An 18,874-nucleotide genomic window follows, 5' to 3' on the forward strand; every position below is an offset into this window, starting at 1 on the left:
ACTACGGTCAAACGATGACGAGCACCGATCTTGACGCTCTGGTCGTCGGCGCTGGCGTATCCGGCCTCACCACCGCCATCTGCCTCGCCGAAGCCGGGCTGCGGGTCCAGATCTGGGCAGCCGAGTCACCCGAGCGGACCACCTCGTACGCGGCCGGGGCGATGTGGGGCCCGTACCTCGTCGAACCTGTCGGCCGGGTACGCGTCTGGAGCGCCCAGACGCTTGACATCCTGCGGCAACTCGCGACCGACACGGTGACCGGCGTACGGCTCGTCTCCGGCACCGAGGCGTCCCGCAAGCCGGTCGAACCGCCGGAGTGGGGAAACGAGCTTGATGGATTCCGGATGTGTGAGCCGGACGAGTTGCCGGACGGCTTCGCCACCGGGTGGCGCTACACGGCTCCGCTGGTCGACATGCCGGTCTACCTTGGCTACCTGCGAGAGCGGCTCCGGAAAGCTGGCGGCGAGATCGCGATCCGCCGGGTCGACTCACTCGATAAGACCGTTGATGTCGCCCCAGTGGTCGTCAACTGCACCGGGATAGGCGCCCACGACCTCGTGCCCGACCCCGACCTGGCCCCGATCCGCGGGCAGCTCGTCGTAGTCGAGAACCCGGGCATCACCGAGTTTTTCTCCGAAGACACCGGACTCTCACCGGACCTGCTGCACTTCTATCCGCAGGCCGAGACACTGGTCCTCGGCGGCACCGCCCAACCCGACGCGTGGAACCCACAGCCCGATCCGGACATCGCTGCGGCGATCGTCGCACGCTGTGCCGAGATCGAACCGCGCCTTCGTAGGGCCCGGGTCATCGAGCACCGAGTCGGCCTACGGCCCACCCGACCATACGTCCGCGTCGAAGAGCGCCGAATCGATGGCACCAAGGTGATCCACAACTACGGACACGGCGGAGCCGGCGTCACCCTCTCCTGGGGGTGCGCCCTGGAAGTTGCCTCCTCTCTGGTCAGGGTTTCTGGCTGATCTCATCGATGAACGACGCCGAACCCGGGAATTCACCCGGGACTGCCCCCGTAGTCGGCGCTGACCCACCCGGAGGCCACCCGACGCACCGACCGACCAAACAAGAAGCCGATGCCGGAGCGCACCGGGTGCGTGTCCGCGTGCTCGGCCCACCGACCATCCTCGGGGTCCCCGCCGGCCAACACCTCCGCCCCCAGGCCCTGGAGTTCCTCGTCTACCTCATCGTCCAAGGAGGCACGGCCCACCAAAACGAGGTCCTCGACGACCTCCTACCCGAGCCACCGCACCGCCTGGCCATACAGCGGCTGCACACCTACGCCTACAACCTGCGCCAGGTCTTCCGCTCAGTCGGCGGGAGCGCCGCGTACCTGCAGCTAAAGCGGCACCGCTACACCCTCAACCGCGACGTCTTCGACGTAGACCTGTGGACCATGCGCGACGCCATCACCGCCGCGAAAAGGGTCTCCGACCCCGTTGCCAACGTCGCCGCCCTGCACCACGCGGTCACCGCCTACTGCGGACCCCTCGCCGCCGACACTGGATACCCGTGGCTCGCACGACACCAGGAAGCTGTCGCGCGTGAGTTCGTGGCCGCAGCCGTCACCCTCACCGAAGCGCTCGCTGACCAAGCTGCCGAAGCCAGAGCCGTCCTCGAACTTGCAGTCCACCACCATCCGGACGACGAACTCCTCACCGCTGCCGCTGCGGCGATCCGAGACCGGGAGAGCTGACCGGCCCATAGCGGCATGTCACTTTCACAACCAGAAGTGCCCTGCATTACCAAACCGGCTCCTGTCAGATCCTGCGAACGCCTCAACTTCGGGTTATTGAAAAATTGTCCGAACAGCTGATGTGGATAGCGGGGCGGATGCCCTAAATCGGATGTTCCGGCGCGCCGGAAGCGCACTGTCCCGCAGCTGAGCCACCGGCTGGGGCCGGTGGGCGACGCCGGCCAACGGCCGGAGGTCGATGGCTATCCAACACAGCCTGAAGGGCGGACCGGGTTGTGGCTTCCTGCTCAATCGCGTATCCCCGGTGCAGACAGCGTTTCGCGAAGGCGCCGACCTCATCCGGGCGTTGTGCGAGCTGCTGCAGGTGGTTGCGGCTGTGGGCGTTGAAGGGCCGACCTTCTTCGTGTGGCACGGTGCCGACATCCACGATGTGAATGGTGGTGTCCAACCGCAGTTTGTCGTGGATGCGGGCGGTGATGCGGACGCCGCCGAGGTCGGCATCCGTGCAAATGACGACCCCGGAGGTCTGCTGCGCCGCCTGGACGATCATCGACACGACGGCATCGGGCGGCTGCCCGTGGCACCAGACGACCGGCAGATCGGGCCGGGCGTCACAGACCGCTTCGGCCGCCTGCCGGTTCTCCACGACCAGCAGGACATCACCCGGCCCGGTGACGGTCAGTCGTGGCAGCATGTGGGGGCTTAGCCGGATGTCATGCGGCCCGAGCTCGCCGACCGGTCAAGGACGGAGCCGTCGGTGGTGTGCAGCAGGATCGGGCCGCTGAGCCCGATGTAGGGTTGCGGGCCACGCCGAGTGCGATGAGTGTCTCAGCGCCGCCGCCGGCCATGCCGCCACGATCCGCGCGCCGAGGCTCGGCGTGGCGGCGATGTTCGCCGCCACGCTGGCCACTGCCCTAGCCGCGAACGCCGTACGGGCCGACCACCGCACCCTCCGACCGGCACGCTTGTCCTCGACCCTGGCCGCCGACGCGACGACCAGCATCCCGTCAACCGACCGCGGCAATACACAGGCGACCTCAGGATGCTCACCGAACCTCAACGCCACGGCGGCCATATGACTCCACGACGACAAGCAGCAATCCCGGCCCCGCACCGTGCTCACGTCTCGGGCAAGCCGGGTCGGCGTCATCGAAACCACCCCCACCCCGAGCCGTCGCTCGATGGCCTGAACCTCGACGGGTCCACGGACGGACGCCGCTGATGTCCAGCCGCGTCTGGGCATCAGCCCATCGCCGCCACCGCCGGATGACTTCGCTCGCGTCGAGACCGATGGCTCTCGCGATGTCCGTCAGGTCCGCGCCCGCCCGTAGAGCGGGATGGATCACCGAGGGTTGCCAGCGAGTCCACCAGGACAATACTGCGGCGGACAACGCCAACTCCACCAAGACGTCCTCACGGCCGGATTCCTGTGCCCGAGCGACGGCATGGTCATGAAGATCGAGAAAGCTGGAATGAGATGGTCTCTTCCGCATCGGCGAACCGCACCGGCTGCTCGGTCGGCTGAGTCAGGGTCACCGGGCACCGCCCGACACTCGTGGGCTGGGCAAAGTCAGCGGACGGCGCCGTTGCGGTAGGCCCAGATCACGATGTTGACGCGGTCCCGGACGCCGAGTTTGGCCAGCACCCGGCCGACGTGCGTCTTCACGGTGACCTCGGCGAGGTGCAGCCGCTGGGCGATCTCGGCGTTGCTCGCTCCCGCCACGATCAGGTCGAACACGTCGCGTTCCCGGGCCGTGAACCCATCGATGGCGGCGGTCCTCCGGGTTGGCCCTGGCTCGGTCCGACTGGCGACCAGCCGTCGGGTGGTCGAGGGTGCTATGACCGATCCGCCTCGGTAGACAGTGCGGATGGCTGCGGTGAGTCCTTCGGCGGTCGCGTCCTTGAGCAGGTAGCCACTGGCTCCGGCGCTGAGGATCCGGGTCGCGTAGTCGTCGTTGTCGTACGTGGTCAGCGCGACGAGTTTCGGGGTGGGTCCGGGGGCGGCGAGGATGGCGCGGGTGGCGGTGATCCCGTCGGTGTGCGGCATCCGGATGTCCATGAGAATGACGTCTGGATGGTGCTCGGCGGCAAGGGCGACCGCCTCCGCGCCGGTGGCGGCGGTGGCGACCACCCGCATGTCGGGGGCCGAGTTGACGACCAGGGCGAATCCGGTGCGGACGAGGTCTTGGTCGTCGGCGATGAGCACCGTGATCAGCGGCTCGGTCATGACCGCCTTCCCTCCTGGGCGAGTGGCCATGTGGTGGTGACCGTGAACTCCGCGTCGGCGGTGATGGCGCAGGTTCCGTTGAAAAGGGTGCATCGCTGCCGGATGCCGGAGAGGCCCTGCCCCTCCACCAGCACGCTGCTGTCCTGCCCGGTCAGTGGGCTCGTCACGGTGACGGTGAGTAGCCGGGGCCGCCAGCGCATGTACAGGTGCGCCTGTTGCCGTGGCGCGTGCTTGATGACGTTGGTAAGCGATTCCTGGATCACCCGGTAGACGGCGAGGTCCGTGCCGGGCCCGAGGGGCTGCTCGGCGCCGTCCGTCGTCACGGTCGTTTGGAGACCGGCGGCGGCGACACTGGTCAGCAGCGCGGGCAACTCGCGCAGCCCTTTGGCGTCCAGATCGTCGTCGTCGCGGTCGACCACCGTGAGCAAGCGTTTGACGTCTGCGAGGGCCTCCCGACCGGTGCCCGCGATCCGGTCGAACAGTGGACCGGCGACCACGGCGTCAGCGCGGGCGGCGACCCTGCCGCCCTCGGCCTGGGCAATGATCGAGGCCAGGGAGTGCGCGATGATGTCGTGCATCTCCCGGCTGATTCGGGTTCGCTCCTCGTGCACGGCGAGCTGGGCGCGCATGGAGCTGTCCTGCTCGGCGAGTCGCCGACGGCGCTCGGCATGGTCGACGGCACTGCGCTGCTGGCGCTGCATCAGGCCGGTCGACCATGCGGCGAGCGACGTTGCCGCGATCAGGACGCCGGGCAGCATGGCACCGAGCCGCCGGTCGTGCAGAGCGTAGCCGGCCACCACCAAGGCCCCGGCCGCGCCGAGCAACAAGCCGGCGTGGCGCAGCCGGTCCGCCGCGTACGCGGCGACCGCGTGGATGGCGACCAGGCCGACGAGGTCGCCGGGGAACAGAAAGCGGTGCACCACCAGCACGTGCGTACCCGAGATGACTGTCACGAGGGCGAGCATGGTCAGCGGCGCGACACGGCGGATCGCCAGCGGCACTGCGACCGCTGCCGACCAGTACCAGTCCGGTAGACCGGCGAGGCCAAGCAGCAGACAGCCGGCCACTGCGGTAAGCGCGATGCCGGCGTCGACCGCCAGCGTCTGCTTCGTCTCGACCGGCACTCCCCCAGCGTAGGCAGCGGCCCGCCACAACGGAATCGCGGTCTTCCCGGACGATACCGAAGCCTTGAGACCAAGGTATCGGTCGCGGACGACACTCGATGCCGGGGACGGATGTGTCCGGCCGTGCGCTTCCCTACGGTCGGTGAGGTGAAGACGCAGACGAAGCGTGCCGACATGGTCAGTTGCCGGAACGTCCGCAAGACGTACGGTGCTGGCGAGTCCGCGGTGCGGGCGGTGGACGGAGTTTCCGCCGATTTCGCGGCCGGCGAGTTTACCGCCATCATGGGCCCGTCCGGCTCCGGCAAGACGACACTGATGCACCTGTTGGCCGGGTTGGACACGCCCACCGAGGGCTCGACCAGTGTGGCCGGTACCTCGTTGGCTGGCCTGGACGACCGAGCCCTGACCGACTTGCGGCGGGACCGGATTGGCTTCATCTTCCAGGCGTTCAACCTGCTGCCCACACTGACCGCCCGACAGAACATCACGCTGCCACTACGGCTCGCCGGCCGGCCGGTCGAACCGGCGCGGCTAAGGGTCATCACCGACGCGCTGCAGATCGGCGACCGGCTGGAACACCGTCCGGCTGAGTTGTCCGGCGGACAGCAGCAACGCGTCGCGGTGGCACGAGCCCTGCTGGCCCAGCCCGCCGTCGTCTTCGCCGACGAACCCACCGGCGCGCTGGACATCGCCACCGGACGGGCCCTGCTCGGTGGCCTGCGCGACGCGGCACAGCAGTACGGGCAGACGATTATCATGGTGACCCACGACCCCGGTGCGGCGACGTACGCCGATCGGGTGCTGGTAATGGCCGACGGTCGCATCCATGATGAGCTACGTCAGCCAAACCGGGACACCATTCTGGCCTCACTGGCCTCGGTGACGGTATGACGATGATCTTCGTACTGGCCTGGGCGCAGGTCCGCACCTACCCGGCACGGTTGCTGGCGATCATCGCCGCGGTGCTTCTGGCGACCGGCTTCCTCGCCGCCACGGCCACCTTCGCCGCCACCTCGGGCGAAGGGCTGCGCCTCACCGCGGCGGCACCGCTCACCACGGCCGATATTGTCCTCGACGCGGATAGTTCGGTCCGCGACCCGGGCTGGTACCGGGCGGTGGCGGCGGTCCCCAACGTCCGCAGCGTTGACCCACAGTACGCACGCACAGCCAGCGTCTTCGGCGGCGACCGACGCGGTTCGGCGAACGTGCAGAGCCTGGCCTCCACCGCCGCCGTCCGCTGGTTCGACCTGGACCACGGCTCCTGGCCGACCGGAGCCGGGCAGGTCGTCGCGGATCAGCGGACACTCGACGAGCTCGGCGTGGGCGTCGGCGACACGCTGACTTTCCGGCAGGACGACGGGCAGCCGGTGACCGTCACCGTGACGGGCTCGACCGACCTGGGGTTCCGGCCATTGACCGGCTCGTCGTTCCGCTTCTACGCTGACCCAGCGTTCTTCCCCGGCGACGTCCCGCCTGCGGCCCTGGTCACGATCGACGACCCGAACCGCATCGCGGACACCATCGATGCCATCAAGCGCGCGCTGCCGGCGGGCACCTCGGCGATGAGTGCCTCCGTCGCGGCCGACCAGGCCGCCGCGCGCTTCGCCGGGGGCAACACCCAACTGATCGTACTGATGCTGACCTTCGCTGCGGTTGCCCTGCTGGCCTCCGTCCTGGTCATCGCCAACACCTTCCACGTGGTGATCGTCCAGCGGGTCCGGCAGATCGCCCTGCTGCGGCTCGTCGGCGGGCACCGGGGCCAGGTGAGCCGGGTACTACTGGCCGAGGCCGCCATCACGGGCACGGTCGGCGCACTCGTGGGCGCGGCGGCGGGGATCGGCGTCGGCTACCTCGGGGCCGGCCTGCTGGACATCAGCGGTGGTGGCCTGCGGGTGAATCCAGTGGCCCTGGTGGGCAGTGTGCTGGTCGGGATCCTGGCCACGCTGACCGCAGCCTGGCTGCCGGCGCGACGCGCCACCCAGGTCGCGCCGGTCCGAGCCCTCCAGGAGGCCGCCGAACCGCCGGCTGGTGCGGTCCACGGCGGGCGTCGCCTGGTCACCGGCGCCGCAATTGCGGTCATCGCCATCGCGGTGCTGACCGTGGCGGGAATCGGCGTCTCGCTGCCACTGGCCCTCGTCGGTGGTCTGCTACTGGCGGCCGGTCTCCTGATCGCCCTACCCCGGCTGATCGCGGTGCTGTTGCCGCCGGTCGCCCGGCTGCTGGAGCGCTTCGGAGTCGCCGCCGGCCTGGCCGGGAGCAGCCTGAGCCAGAACGCCCGGCGGACCTCCGCGGCCGCGATGGCCGTGGTGGTCGGCTCGGCCCTGATCGCCTGTCTGGCCGTGGCAGCCACCACCGGACGGGCCACCGTGGACGCGGACCTGGAGGCTCGGTACCCGGTAGCGGTAACCGCGCGCACCGACGGCGGTCCCGTCGACCGCAAAACGGTCAGGGCTCTCGCCGTGATACCGGAGCTGTCCGTCACGGCCACGGTGGGCACCGTGGATGCCGAGTTCTCCGAAATCGGGAAGGCGACCCCGGCCCGGCTCGCGGCCCTGCCCGCCGTACTGGCCAGCCGGCTGGCGCCCGAACTCACCGCGTCCGCCGGCCCGCCGGTCCTGTTGTTGCCCGGTGCCTACCTGGCTGCGCGCGGCCTGTCAGAAGGCAGTCCGGTGAGCGTCGGCGTGGGAAACCGGACGCTGCAGTTCGTCGCCCGCGCCTCCCGACTAGCCGACACCACCGGTCAGCTGCTCGGTGTGACCTCCGCCGACACGCTCACGGCCCATGGGGTGACGGCAATCTCCACGGAGGTTTGGGGGGTGGCACGTCCCGGTTTCGACCGTGCCGCTCTTGCCGACAAAGCGAACGCAGTCGCGGCCCGTGACCCGGGAGTGGAGCTGGGCGGCGGCATCACCGAGGGCAGCGACATCGCCGACGTGCTCGCCATCCTGCTCGGGCTGTCGCTCGCGATGCTCGGCGTGACCGTGATCATCGCGCTGCTCGGCATCGCGAACCTGCTGGGCCTGTCGGTCATCGAGCGTACGCAGGAGATGGCCCTGTTGCGGGCGCTCGGCACCCGGCGCGGACGGCTGCGGGCGGTGCTCGCGATCGAGGCGGTGACCATCACGCTGGTCGGTGCCGCCACCGGTGTCGTGATCGGCGCTCCGGTGGGCCTGGTCGGGGTGACCGCCACCGTAGGCACGACGGCCACACCGGTCATCCGGCTGCCCTGGGCGCAGCTGGCTCTGCTGTTGATCGCGGCCATCGTGACCGGGGTGCTGGCCAGCGTGGCACCGGCCCGGCGGGCGACACGGATCGCCCCTGCGCAGGGCCTGACGCGCTAAACATAACCCTAAAGTGAATTTCCCCACCGTGCACATAGGAGTCATTGCTTTGAATTGAGGCGATCAGATAATATCATTCTGTATCGCGACCATAAACGCAGATGCGTTTGCAGTCGACAACGTGTGCGGGGGTAACGCTGTGACGGACGTTCTGGTGGTAGGCGACGAAGTCCTGGTGAGTGTCGGCCTCAAGATGATCCTGGAGACCGCTGGTGGTTTCGTCGTGGCGACCTCGGTCGGGCGACACGCGCGATCGGCGGCAGAGGAATGTCGGCCGGCTGTTGTCCTGGTCGACGCGCAGACCGCCAAACCGCACGGCGTGGCTATCCTGAACCAGCTCTGCACGCTCACGCCACCGCCGACGGTCGCCATACTCACCGCGTTGGCACCGTCCGAAGTGGTCGTTGAGTCACTACGAGCAGGCGCGTCCGGCCTCCTGCTCAGGGACAGCAAACCGGAACAGTTGGTCGTCGCGGTGCGGGCGCTCGCTACCGGGGCCACCGTGCTGGCACCCGAGGTATGGTCGGTAGTCCTCCGGTCGAGCGTCCCCGGCCTGACGGCTGACGACAAGGTCGAGCAACTGACCCAGCGCGAGCGAGAGATTTTAAAACTACTCGGCCTCGGGCTTACCAACGCGGGCATCAGCCGGCGGCTTTTCCTTAGCAATTCGACAGTCAAGGATTGTGTCAGCGGTATCCTTAACAAACTCGGGGTGGCCAATCGGGTTCAGGCTGCGGTGTGCGCCTATGTCGCTGGCCTGACGGCCGATGACCTGGCCCCACCGGCCGACCTTGCCTACTGTGCCGCTTACCGGTGAATCGTTCAATCAGCCTGGCCGGCTCCCGCCAGAAGCGCGAACTCAGTGGCCAACAACTCATACGAGCGTTGCCGCGCGGTCGCCCCCGGGCAGTTGGTGGTGAGAATGACCTCCGGCACGTCGTACACCGTCTGGAGCCGCCGGATCTCCGCACCCACCTCTGGGGCTGTACCGGAGATCTGTAGGAACGGCCGCTTCAAGCGCAGTGACCGGTCCTCTGCGGTCAGGGTGTATCGGCCGACGTCGGCCAGGCTCGGCGCGCCGCCGCGATAGTCGTCGTCGAGCTGCACCTGGGCGCGCCAGCCGGTGGTACAGGACATCCAGAAACAGGTGCCCAACTCCTCCGCTCGGGCGGCGGTGTCGGCGCAGAGCACCCGCAGCGCGAGCATCGCCCGCGGTTCGTCCAACCAGGGTGACGGCCGGAATGCCTCTCTATAGACAGCGATCGCCTTGGGACTCTCCTCGGCCGCGATGAACTGGGCGAAACAGAACGGCAGGCCTAGCATGCCGGCCATCAGGGCGCTGTCCGCTCCAGAACCCAGCAGCCACGGCGCTGGCGGCTCTGCCACCTCTGGGGTCACCGAGACCCTGGTGACGGCGCGCGAATCACCCAGGAAACCGAGAAGACGGCCGACCTGTTGAAGGAACGCCTCGTCGGTGGCCAACGCGTACGGGTTGAGCAACCCCGCCATGGCCGTCGGGCCGCCGACGCCCCGGCCGAACCCGAGGTCGACCCGGCCCGGGTACAACGCCGCCAGGGTCCGATACGTTTCAGCCACCTTCAACGGGCTGTAGTGGGGCAGCAGGACGCCGCCGCTGCCCACCCGGATCCGCGTGGTGGCCGCTGCGGCGGTGGCCACCACAATTTCCGGCGAAGCGCAGGCGTTTGCCGCGCTGCCATGATGCTCGGCAACCCAGAAGCGGCGGTATCCGAAGGACTCCACCGCTCGGGCGAGGTCGACCGAATCCCGTACTGACTGCGCCGGGCTGCCGTCGCGGAACACCGGAACCTGGTCCAGAACGCTAAGCATGCGCGTATCCCTTCAGTTGAGCAGTTGGCGGGTCGCGAATTCCTGGTAGAGCCGATCGGTGGTGATCAGCTCGTCGTGTCGTCCAGCGGCGACCGCCCGCCCCGCGTCGATCACCACTATCTGGTTGGCTCTGGCGACGGTGGCCAGCCGGTGCGCGACGACCAGCACGGTACGGCCCGCGGCCAAGGCCGCCAGGGTGGTTTGGAGCGCGTGTTCGTTGCGCGCGTCCAGGTGGGCAGTCGGTTCGTCAAGCAGCAGCAGCGGCGCCGCGGTGAGCAGTGTCCGTGCGACCGCCAGGCGTTGCCGCTCCCCACCGGAGAACAGCAGCCCGGCGTCGCCGACCGGCGCGTCCAGGCCGGCAGGACTACGCGCCAGCGTCTCCGCCAGGTTCACCGCGTCGGTCACCCGCCAGATCGCCGACTCCGCGGCGTGTGGGGCGGCCAGGGTGAGGTTGTCCCGGACCGTCCCTGCCAGCACCGGCGCCTCCTGCTCCACATACCCCAGGGCGGCTCGCAGTTCTGCCAGCGGATAGTCACGGATGTCCCGGCCACGCAGACGGATCGAGCCGCCGGAGACCTCGTACAGCCGGGCGATCAACGCCAGGATTGTGGACTTTCCCGCACCCGAAGGACCGACCAGGGCTGTGGTGCCCCCGTCGGGGACCCGGAAGCTGACCTCCCGTAGTACCTCGGTGCCGTTGGGGTAGCGGAAAGAGACTCGGTCGAATTCCAGCAGCGGCTGTGCCCCGCGGTAGCGGGCCGCCGCGACGGGACGGGCTGGCATCGTGCGGTCCTCGTCGGGCAGATCCAGGATCTCCTGGATCCGAGTTACCGCTCCCAGGCCGCTCTGAACCTGTGCCACTGCTTCCCCAACCTGCGCCAACGGCAGGGCCAGCGTGAACAGGAAGAGAGTGAACGCCACCATGTCACCGACCGACATCGCCTCCTGGGCGACGCGGTAGCCGCCGACGCCGATCACCGCGACGAAAGAGCCCTGCATTGCCAGCTTTACGACGGGACCGACCTGGGCGGTGACCAAGGCCAGTTGGACGCCGGCTGCCCGCGCCCGGTCGGCTACCCGGACCACCTGGGCGGCCTCCCGCCGGGTCGCGTTGGCCACCCGGATCGTCCGGATGGCACCCAGGGCGCGGGTCACGGCGGCGGTCAGTCCGCCGACCTCCGCTTGGAGGGTCTCGCTGAGGGCGCGCAGGCGCCTACCCAACATGCGTACCACCACCGCGCCGATGAGCACTGGGACGAGGCTGACCCCGAGCAGCAGCGGGTCGATCAGGACCATGGCGACCATCGAGCCCAGCACCAGCAGCAGCCCACTTACCAGATCGACCATGCCCGAGGCGACAACCGAGCGTAACTGGGTGGTGTCGGTTCCCACCCGGGACGCTAAATCACCGGCTTGTCGCTCGTCGTAGACGCTGACCGGTAACCGGAGCAGATGCTCGATCAGGGTGCGTCGGGCGGTGAACACGATCGACTCGCCGGTGCGCTGCAACAGGAACTGCTGCACTGCGCTCAGTCCCGCACCGGCCACCATGACGACCAGCACCGCGACCGCCGCCGCGCCGTACGGCTCAGATGCCTGGACCGCCGTCAGCACCCGGCGGATCAGGAACGGCTGCACGAGCTGGACCGCCACCCCTGCCAACGCGGACAAACCAACAACAACCAGCGCGCTGCGGTGCTCGACCACGCTGCGGTGCAGCAGACGGTGGGAGCGCCGACCGCCATGCACCGGCTCAGCGCGCGTCGCGGTCACGAGGGCTTTCAAGCCAGGACACTACAGGGACGTCCTGCGGCCAGGCCAGTCGCAGCAGGCTCAGGCAGACCCCGGCGGAGCCGAGCATCAGGCCGGGCATCTCAAGCCCTCCGGTGAGCCCGCAGCGCACCCCGCTGTCCTGGATGTCACGGACCACCGAACCTGCCAGCGCGTCGTGACCGGCCTGCCCGGCCCCGGTTCGTTCCGCAAGATCAAGTAGAGCGAGGGCACCGAAGTCACCGTGGCAGAGGCTGTGATTGTGCCCGAAGCCGTGGGTCGACACCAGCGCTACGGCTGCCCGCGCCTCCTGCGTCAGCTGTTCGTCCCGGTGGTGCCGCTGGATCAACAGCCGGGAGAGCCCGATGCCGGCCGCGCCATGGCACCACAGGGCGGGGTGCCCGTCGACGTCGGCCATCTCCGGGCGCAGGTCCCGCCATGCCCTGTCGGAAGGCACGTACAGGCGGCGGTCGAAGGCGACGGCCCGACCCGCCAGTTCACGCAGCGCATCATCGCCGAACTCCTCCGCGAGCGCGTACAGCGGCCAGGCTATGCCGGCCGATCCGTGCGAAAACCCGCCGAGCATCACCCCGGTGCGGGTGGCGTACCAGCCGGCCGTGCCCTCGACATCGACTGCGGACCCGGCCAGCCGTTCACCGCAGATGGCCGCTATCTCGCGCAGAGCCGGAATGCCGTGCCGTCGGTACAGGGACAGCGCGACCACCGCAGAGCCGGCGAGGCCGGCGATCAGATCGGGGCACTCTTCCCGGGTGACGCACTCACGCAGCCAGGGCAGCGCGTCCTCGACCGCCGCCAGGTAGGTCGGCTCCCCGGTGGCGTGGGCGACGTGATCGAGCGCGTAGAGCAGCCCGGCGATGCCGCTGTACGCGCCGACTGTCTCCACGATCCGGTGCTTGGCAAGGTAGCGGAGATATCCGACCACCGGCCTAGCCGCCCGGTGGGCCAGGTCCAGATACCGCTCGTCGCCCAACTGCCGGGCGGCGTACGCGAAAGTGAGCGCCATACCGGCGACGCCATCGTAGAGGCCGGTGGACAGCGGCTTGTAGCTATACGTCTCCTGGTCAATGCCTTCGATGCTGATACCGATCCACCCAGCGTCGTCAACCCCTAGGACGGCCTCGTCGGCCAGCCTCCGCGCGATTCGATCGGCCAACTCGGCAGCCATCGGCCGGTCGAGGCTCGCCGCTCGGGTCTGCGGCGAGACCGACCGGACCGCAGCTCGGGGCGCCGCCATCGTGCCCATCGAGTCGCGGATGATCCGTACTTGCGCGGCGCGATGGACCGGCCCGAATCGTGCCAGTCTGTCGGCGAGCACGACGGTCCCGGGTGCCTGGAAGAACTCGCGATCGAGAACGGCGGCGGCCGTGCCGATCTGCCGGCTCCCGGCGAAGGTGCGGAAGCAGGGGACGTCGCCGTTGAGCAGTTGACGCTTTTCCGACTCGAGGAGCGGAACGAGGTCAGGGCGAGCGGCCGCTGCAGTCCACAGCTTGTCGAGCAACCGGTCTCGATCCCGGGCATCGCGTAGGTAATCGGGATGGTAGCTCTCGGTCAGAAATACGCTGTAGCGCCGCGTGGGACGGGCGAGGTAGCGGATCTCCACGTTGCGGCAGCCGGTGAGCAGCCGGTCGAACACGTCGCGATGTGCGGTTATGATGTCGTACGCTTCGAGGAATCCGGCGACAACGTCCTCAACGTGCTCCGAGGGATCAATACCCGACCCTGACAGCGTCGGGCGATTCCGTGCGCCGAGCATTGTCGCCTCGACCGCTTCGACCCGTGCCGTGTCGGTGTAGAGGTCGACGATCATGGGCACCGGTCGGGGCGCGGTCTGGGGTTCCCCACCGCCGAGCGCACTCACGTCGACGCCTTGTCGCCGCCGACCTCCAAACGCCCGCGCGGGGAGGATTCCGATCGCCAGTACGCTCTGGTTGAGCAGGTCCACGGCGCGGCCGTACGCGTCGTCCGGAATACCGGCGGGGTTTCCGGGCTGTAGCAGGGTCTCCAGATCGATCGGACTGAACGACGGGCCCGCAGCGATCACGTTCTCCATGTGCATATCAACCGCGCCCAGCAACAGCATCGCCGCCAGTACCGAGCCCGCTCCCCGGTAGAACCGAGTCAGCTCGGCCGCGTCGGCGCAGGGCCGGGGGCGGATGAATTCGCACCAGCCGTGGGTGCCACGGTTTAGGACCCGCGGGGCCGTCACGGCGGGCGTGACTCCGAGCCGATTTAGTTCGGCCACCGTGTCGGCGTACGCGTTCTCGGCGGAGACCGGCCGCGGCTTGTAGACGAGGTCGGTGCCGTCGGCGAAGGTAAGCTGGGCCACCGTGCGGCTGCCGTTGTGCGGGTCGCCCAGGTCGAGCCGGACAGCGGTCACCACATCAGCCGTCGGCGGGAGCAGACCGGCGGCCCGCAACAGCTCCTCGTCCGCGGCGAGCCGTGCCGATAGCTCGGCGACGTGATCCACCCATCCTCGTCCACACCCGACCAAGCAGCGGCCGAGCACTGGGTACTCGTCGAAGAGCGCGTTCAGATAGCGGGCGTCCGCAAGTAGGACCTCGTCGTAATGGTCGTAGCGTTGCTCCGGGGTGGCACCGGTCAGGCGGCCGTGCACTCGGGCGACATTGAGCTCCAGCAGCAGAGTCCGGGTGCAGATGGTGAGCAGCCGATTCGCCAGGCTTTCTGCCAGCGGCCGGCGCAGCCCTCCGGCCGCTGGCACCAGACCGAGGGTAGGGCCAATCCGATCCCGCAGCCGCTGCTCGTAGTAGCCGAGAAACCGATTGAGTAGGCCGGCGAAGGGTATGCGGTCGAAGCCCTGGGACCACAACTTCGTGGACAGGTCCAGCCCGGCAACGTCCTTGGTCTCGGTGGCCAGGACGGCGACCAACTCTGCCGTCCAGTCCAGTACGTCTTCGCCAACCTCGAAGTCCTCGCTCTCGAGCAGCTGACCGAACGCGTCGCGGGTGAGTCCCATCTCGCGTAGTCGGAGCGCGAATACGCGTTCGTCGAGAAACGCGGAATCGCGCCACGCCTCGATCAGCGGACCCACCGATCGGACCGGCGCCATGTCATGCACCGTGACATCGATCGAACGTTCGTGCAGATAGGCACTCATCCGGGAGGAAGGAATGGTGATCTGACTTACAAGCGACATGGCTCTCCTGCGGAAAGGGTGCCGGGGCGGCGGTTGCGCACCCCGGCACCACGACAAACTTTACTGGCAGGCGCAGACGACCGTGCCGCATTCGATGGTCAGCGTGCACACCCAGCCGCTGCTCGCGGCGTAGATGGTGCGGTCCTCGCGCAGCTCTTCGAGGGTCAGTTCGCCGAAGCCGGTGCCGGCCGGGTGGTCGGTTGCCGCATCACGCAACTCGACGTCCTTCCAGGACTTCTCGATCGCAACAGCAGACATAATATGTTCCTTTCAGTTGATTCTCCCGGCGGTCGACGGGAGCTATCGACAAAACGCGGCCACGGCGCCATGGCCCCGGTTTCGTCCGAAGGAACCGGGGTGGGAGGACGGCCACCGCCGGGATCAGCATCACCATTAAACTGACGTGGACCGGCGCCCGCCTACCCGTAACCAGGCCAGCCGACGGCGCAGCCTGGAGGGTGCATTGTGACCCTCCTCTGGTCGACAGTGACTCCTCTACCGGTTGACATGAAACGATTGAAATGAATGGGCGGGACGGTCGACATCCGTCGAGTCGGTGGCGTCGTCCGCCTCAGCCGATCTACTCGTCGAATGCACCAGCGCCATGGCCCCAGCCCATCCAGCAGCAAACTCGGTGCATGGCCTTGACCCGTAACATTTGTCATTTTCTTGGACATGTTCCAGATCAACGTGACCCAGCAGACGGCCATCCCGTGGCCATGCTCTTGATCAAGTTCAAGCGAGGCCATCAGGCAAAAGGCGTAACTCCTTAAAAAGGAGATGTCTTATGACAACTGTGACCGGCGAGACCGTGGTCTGGGCCGTTGAGCCTGTCGTGTAGAACAAGCAGGCGGCAGGGACTGGTTCGGATCGGAGGCAGATGCTCGATGGCGACATGGGTCGCCCGGCTGGCCAGGCCGGATTCCGGCGAACAGGCGGCGGCATCGTCGTGAAGATCGAGAACGGGCTGGAACGGGTTGATCTCTTCCGCACCGGCGAACCGTACCGGCGGTTTGGTCGGTCGGGCTGGTTCATTGAGCACCACCCGATCCGCGTGAGCTGGGCAAACTAAGTGGTAGCGGGGCGCCGGTGATCGTGGCGAAGTGGTTCGCATGGTGGTACCTCCGGCCCACACACTTCTCGGACCTGCGGCTCTTGGCCGTACCGCGGTCGTCATGCGAACCAGTTGATCGAGGGTCCGAGTCTTTCCTGGCGAGCGAGCGATGCTGCATGCATAATGAATGCATGGTTGCTCTCCAGATTCGGGACGTGCCGGAAGAAGTGCGAGACGCCCTGGCAGCCCAGGCCAGGGCGCGCGGGCAGTCACTCCAGGCATACCTGCTGGAACTGGTGGAGACGCAGGCTCGACGGCTGCGCAACACGGCGGCCCTTGATCGCTTCGCCGGCCGATCCGACGGTGCTCGCTCTCTGCTGGGGGAGAGTGCCGTAGAGTTGAACGACCAGCGGGAGCAGCGCGGACCGTGGGGAAGCGCCGCGTGATCGTCGTGGATGCGTCGGTTCTGGCCGACGCTCTGGTCGATGATGGGCCGGTCGGGGACGCGGCGCGGGCGGAACTGACCGGAGATCCGCAATGGGCCGCGCCGAGTCATCTTCTGGTCGAGGTCATGTCCGTGATCAGAGGCAAGGTCCTCGGTGGGAAGCTCGGCCTTGACCGGGCTCAGGAGGCGATCGACACCCTGCCTTCGTTGGTCATCGACGAGGTTGGCGTCGCGATGCTGGTGGACCGGATGTGGCAGATGCGGGGCAATGTCACGGCGTACGACGCGGCTTACGTCGCGGCGGCGGAGTTGATGGCCTGCCCACTCGTGACCGGTGATGGTCGGCTCGCCAAGGCCAGCGGTATCCGCTGCGAGATCCGACTGCTCACCGCGTCCTGACGGCGGACGTCCGAGGATCATCGGGCTGACGCCCTTGGACCGGCCATCCTGAGTGGAAGCGGCTCACCGACAATCGTCGCACTGTGGTTCGCATGGTGGTACCTCCGGCCCACTTCAAGTCACCCCTGAGCTGCGAAAACGCCAGCTGAAGATCATCGGGCACAGTCAGGGCACAACCTAACTTCGATCTTGGGCTCGGTAGCTACTCTGCCCGGCACTGCCTGGGCTCCGCAGGTCACCGGCCAGGCCACGCGGCCGGTCGCCATGGCCGAGTATTAACCAGATAGCGGCCAGCCACAACAGTTCGAACAAGACCTGCTACTCAAATCACTGACCTGGCTTAAGAATGAAATCGGCAGGCTCCAAGCATAGGAATGATCCCCACCAGGGGCGATGAGCGACCTACTGCCGCGACGCTGCGCGCCCAGGCCGCCGACCAGGTGTTGCGATTCCTTCAGGGGTGATGAGCGACCAGGGCGCACTCGCCCCGCTCCGCCGCGGGTTGACGTTGCGATCCCTCTAGCTAGTGATTCTTTGTCGATGGGTTGGCGTCTCCGGTCCGATCCGGACAAGCCAGACCGTCACCTATCGCACTGGCCTCGATGCGTGGAGTAGTTTAATAGCTGCCGTCATTCCGACGACGGGTACGCGCGGCCATTAGCGTGACGGCCAGGACCGTCAACGAGATGACCCCGACGGATCGACCAATTCGGTCAATGCGCTTTGAGTTGCAGGTCCGAAAAGCCGTTTCCCAATAGTAGCGGCTCGAGTCGGGTGACCGCCAGGGATTTAGATCGGTTTCCAATACGTTTCCGCAACTTATCTTCTCATGGTCACCCGGCGCAAAAATGTTAATTGGCCAAGCCAATAGAAGTGCCACCAAAGCGCTTCCCAGCCAGGCAGCTTTGGTTGGCGTCACCCAGCTGCGTCTCCGGCCACTCTGCTCAGCTCCAGCTGTCATCTAGCGAATAGTAGGGCATGCGTAGCGCATCGGCCCAGCCCGGCTACATCGATTTTGGAGACCAGCACCCCGGTCAGCAGCAGCGCCGCGTCAATGGCCTTGGTGTTGGCCGGATGCAGCACGTTTCCTGCCGTCTACGACATTCTGGGCGGGCTTGAGCTGACCGCCAACCGCCGTGTAGGGCAACGTTGTGATCCTTCCAGGGGTGATGAGCGACATCGCAACCGCGACCGTCTTACACTTCCGCATCGAATCGACGGTAGCCATGCTGACGCTGTCCCTGTCCGGACGTGACTGAAACTGTCGGGTCTCACCACCGCCGTTACGCAGCTCTTCGACGGCTTCGTTCAGGCGGGGCATTTGTCATCTTGGTTCTTCTGAGCCAGGTATGTGCCAGATCTGCGCCAGATCAAGCGTTGACTTACGTCTTGCTTCCTCAATCAGGGGCCAGGGCCCCGGAGTAGTCCGCGACTGTCCTGTTTGGTCTGATCTTGTTCTGGGGGCTGTGCCCGGGTAAGGAGCGAGCACAACACCTGTGGATCATGAAGTTGTCTACGCTTCAAGACTCACCAAAGGTGTCGTGCTCGCTGTGTCATCATCGCTCATTGCCGGGGCGGGTCACGTCGCGGCTGCCTGCCTCGGTGCCGATTCGCCGTCTGCGGGCTTGCTGGACCGGTTGGCGCAGGTCGCTGACCCTCGTGATCCTCGTGGTGTGCGGTACCGGTTGGCGACGTTGCTGGCGATCGGGGTGTGCGCGATGAGCGCGGCCGGCCACAACTCGCTGACCGCGATCGCGGAGTGGGTCCGACGCTGTGAACA

The 18,874-nt window shown here is 67.5% G+C and carries 17 protein-coding genes; 9 read left to right on the forward strand and 8 right to left on the reverse strand.

Annotation, left to right across the window (positions count from 1 at the left end; genetic code table 11):
* Nucleotides 1-14: 14 nt before the first annotated feature.
* Together K228_RS0118250 and K228_RS0118255 are read left to right on the forward strand one after the other, a co-directional pair.
* On the forward strand, nucleotides 15-980 hold the full coding sequence (locus K228_RS0118250) for an FAD-dependent oxidoreductase (protein WP_025619737.1): 966 nt from the start codon (nucleotides 15-17) through the stop codon (nucleotides 978-980).
* 128 nt (nucleotides 981-1,108) lie between these two features.
* Nucleotides 1,109-1,711 (forward strand): AfsR/SARP family transcriptional regulator, encoded by a 603-nt coding sequence (locus K228_RS0118255; protein ID WP_245603507.1) that lies wholly within the window; start codon nucleotides 1,109-1,111, stop codon nucleotides 1,709-1,711.
* A 142-nt stretch (nucleotides 1,712-1,853) separates the two neighbouring features.
* Here K228_RS0118255 and K228_RS30445 read toward each other — a convergent pair whose 3' ends face one another.
* From K228_RS30445 to K228_RS0118275, 4 genes are all read right to left on the reverse strand, one after another.
* Entirely contained in the window at nucleotides 1,854-2,405 is a 552-nt protein-coding gene (locus K228_RS30445; RefSeq protein WP_025619739.1) for a DUF2399 domain-containing protein, read from the reverse strand.
* A gap of 45 nt (nucleotides 2,406-2,450) precedes the next feature.
* Entirely contained in the window at nucleotides 2,451-2,954 is a 504-nt protein-coding gene (locus K228_RS27420; RefSeq protein ID WP_342667125.1) for a DUF2637 domain-containing protein, read from the reverse strand.
* A 327-nt stretch (nucleotides 2,955-3,281) separates the two neighbouring features.
* Nucleotides 3,282-3,938 (reverse strand): response regulator, encoded by a 657-nt coding sequence (locus K228_RS0118270; protein WP_025619741.1) that lies wholly within the window; start codon nucleotides 3,936-3,938, stop codon nucleotides 3,282-3,284.
* On the reverse strand, nucleotides 3,935-5,062 hold the full coding sequence (locus tag K228_RS0118275) for a sensor histidine kinase (RefSeq protein WP_025619742.1): 1,128 nt from the start codon (nucleotides 5,060-5,062) through the stop codon (nucleotides 3,935-3,937). Before K228_RS0118275 ends, K228_RS0118270 begins: the two co-directional genes overlap by 4 nt.
* Before the next feature lie 111 nt (nucleotides 5,063-5,173).
* On the opposite strand from K228_RS0118275, the gene K228_RS0118280 reads away from it, so the two are divergent.
* The 3 genes from K228_RS0118280 to K228_RS0118290 all read left to right on the forward strand — a co-directional run bounded on the left by K228_RS0118280 (nucleotide 5,174) and on the right by K228_RS0118290 (nucleotide 9,220).
* Entirely contained in the window at nucleotides 5,174-5,953 is a 780-nt protein-coding gene (locus tag K228_RS0118280; protein WP_025619743.1) for an ABC transporter ATP-binding protein, read from the forward strand.
* Nucleotides 5,950-8,403 carry an FtsX-like permease family protein gene (locus tag K228_RS0118285; protein ID WP_025619744.1) on the forward strand — a complete coding sequence of 818 codons (2,454 nt, stop codon included), beginning with the start codon at nucleotides 5,950-5,952 and terminating at the stop codon, nucleotides 8,401-8,403. Before K228_RS0118280 ends, K228_RS0118285 begins: the two co-directional genes overlap by 4 nt.
* 139 nt (nucleotides 8,404-8,542) lie before the next feature.
* Nucleotides 8,543-9,220, forward strand: coding sequence for a LuxR C-terminal-related transcriptional regulator (locus K228_RS0118290; protein ID WP_025619745.1), 678 nt, complete (start codon nucleotides 8,543-8,545; stop codon nucleotides 9,218-9,220).
* A gap of 5 nt (nucleotides 9,221-9,225) precedes the next feature.
* Here the strand turns inward: K228_RS0118290 and K228_RS0118295 are convergent, their stop codons facing one another.
* From K228_RS0118295 to K228_RS0118310, 4 genes are read right to left on the reverse strand one after another with little or no spacing between them, the layout of a single operon-like run.
* Entirely contained in the window at nucleotides 9,226-10,251 is a 1,026-nt protein-coding gene (locus tag K228_RS0118295; RefSeq protein ID WP_025619746.1) for an MsnO8 family LLM class oxidoreductase, read from the reverse strand.
* Between the two features lie 12 nt (nucleotides 10,252-10,263).
* On the reverse strand, nucleotides 10,264-12,036 hold the full coding sequence (locus K228_RS0118300; protein WP_245603509.1) for an ABC transporter ATP-binding protein: 1,773 nt from the start codon (nucleotides 12,034-12,036) through the stop codon (nucleotides 10,264-10,266).
* Nucleotides 12,005-15,196 (reverse strand): type 2 lanthipeptide synthetase LanM family protein, encoded by a 3,192-nt coding sequence (locus K228_RS0118305; RefSeq protein WP_080671630.1) that lies wholly within the window; start codon nucleotides 15,194-15,196, stop codon nucleotides 12,005-12,007. Before K228_RS0118305 ends, K228_RS0118300 begins: the two co-directional genes overlap by 32 nt.
* 60 nt (nucleotides 15,197-15,256) lie before the next feature.
* Nucleotides 15,257-15,454, reverse strand: coding sequence for a hypothetical protein (locus tag K228_RS0118310; RefSeq protein WP_018254055.1), 198 nt, complete (start codon nucleotides 15,452-15,454; stop codon nucleotides 15,257-15,259).
* A 622-nt stretch (nucleotides 15,455-16,076) separates the two neighbouring features.
* On the opposite strand from K228_RS0118310, the gene K228_RS28415 reads away from it, so the two are divergent.
* The 4 genes from K228_RS28415 to K228_RS30205 all read left to right on the forward strand — a co-directional run.
* Nucleotides 16,077-16,268 carry a hypothetical protein gene (locus K228_RS28415; protein WP_025619749.1) on the forward strand — a complete coding sequence of 64 codons (192 nt, stop codon included), beginning with the start codon at nucleotides 16,077-16,079 and terminating at the stop codon, nucleotides 16,266-16,268.
* A 173-nt stretch (nucleotides 16,269-16,441) separates the two neighbouring features.
* Complete coding sequence (locus tag K228_RS0118320) at nucleotides 16,442-16,696, forward strand: FitA-like ribbon-helix-helix domain-containing protein (RefSeq protein ID WP_025619750.1); 255 nt, start codon at nucleotides 16,442-16,444, stop codon at nucleotides 16,694-16,696.
* Entirely contained in the window at nucleotides 16,678-17,094 is a 417-nt protein-coding gene (locus K228_RS0118325) for a type II toxin-antitoxin system VapC family toxin (RefSeq protein WP_025619751.1), read from the forward strand. The genes K228_RS0118320 and K228_RS0118325 overlap by 19 nt, the downstream gene beginning before the upstream one ends.
* A gap of 1,550 nt (nucleotides 17,095-18,644) precedes the next feature.
* The coding region (locus K228_RS30205) for a transposase family protein (protein WP_223160756.1) at nucleotides 18,645-18,874 on the forward strand (230 nt) is incomplete at its 3' end.

The organism is Salinispora cortesiana (assembly GCF_000484695.1).
Classification (GTDB): Bacteria; Actinomycetota; Actinomycetes; order Mycobacteriales; family Micromonosporaceae; genus Micromonospora; species Micromonospora cortesiana.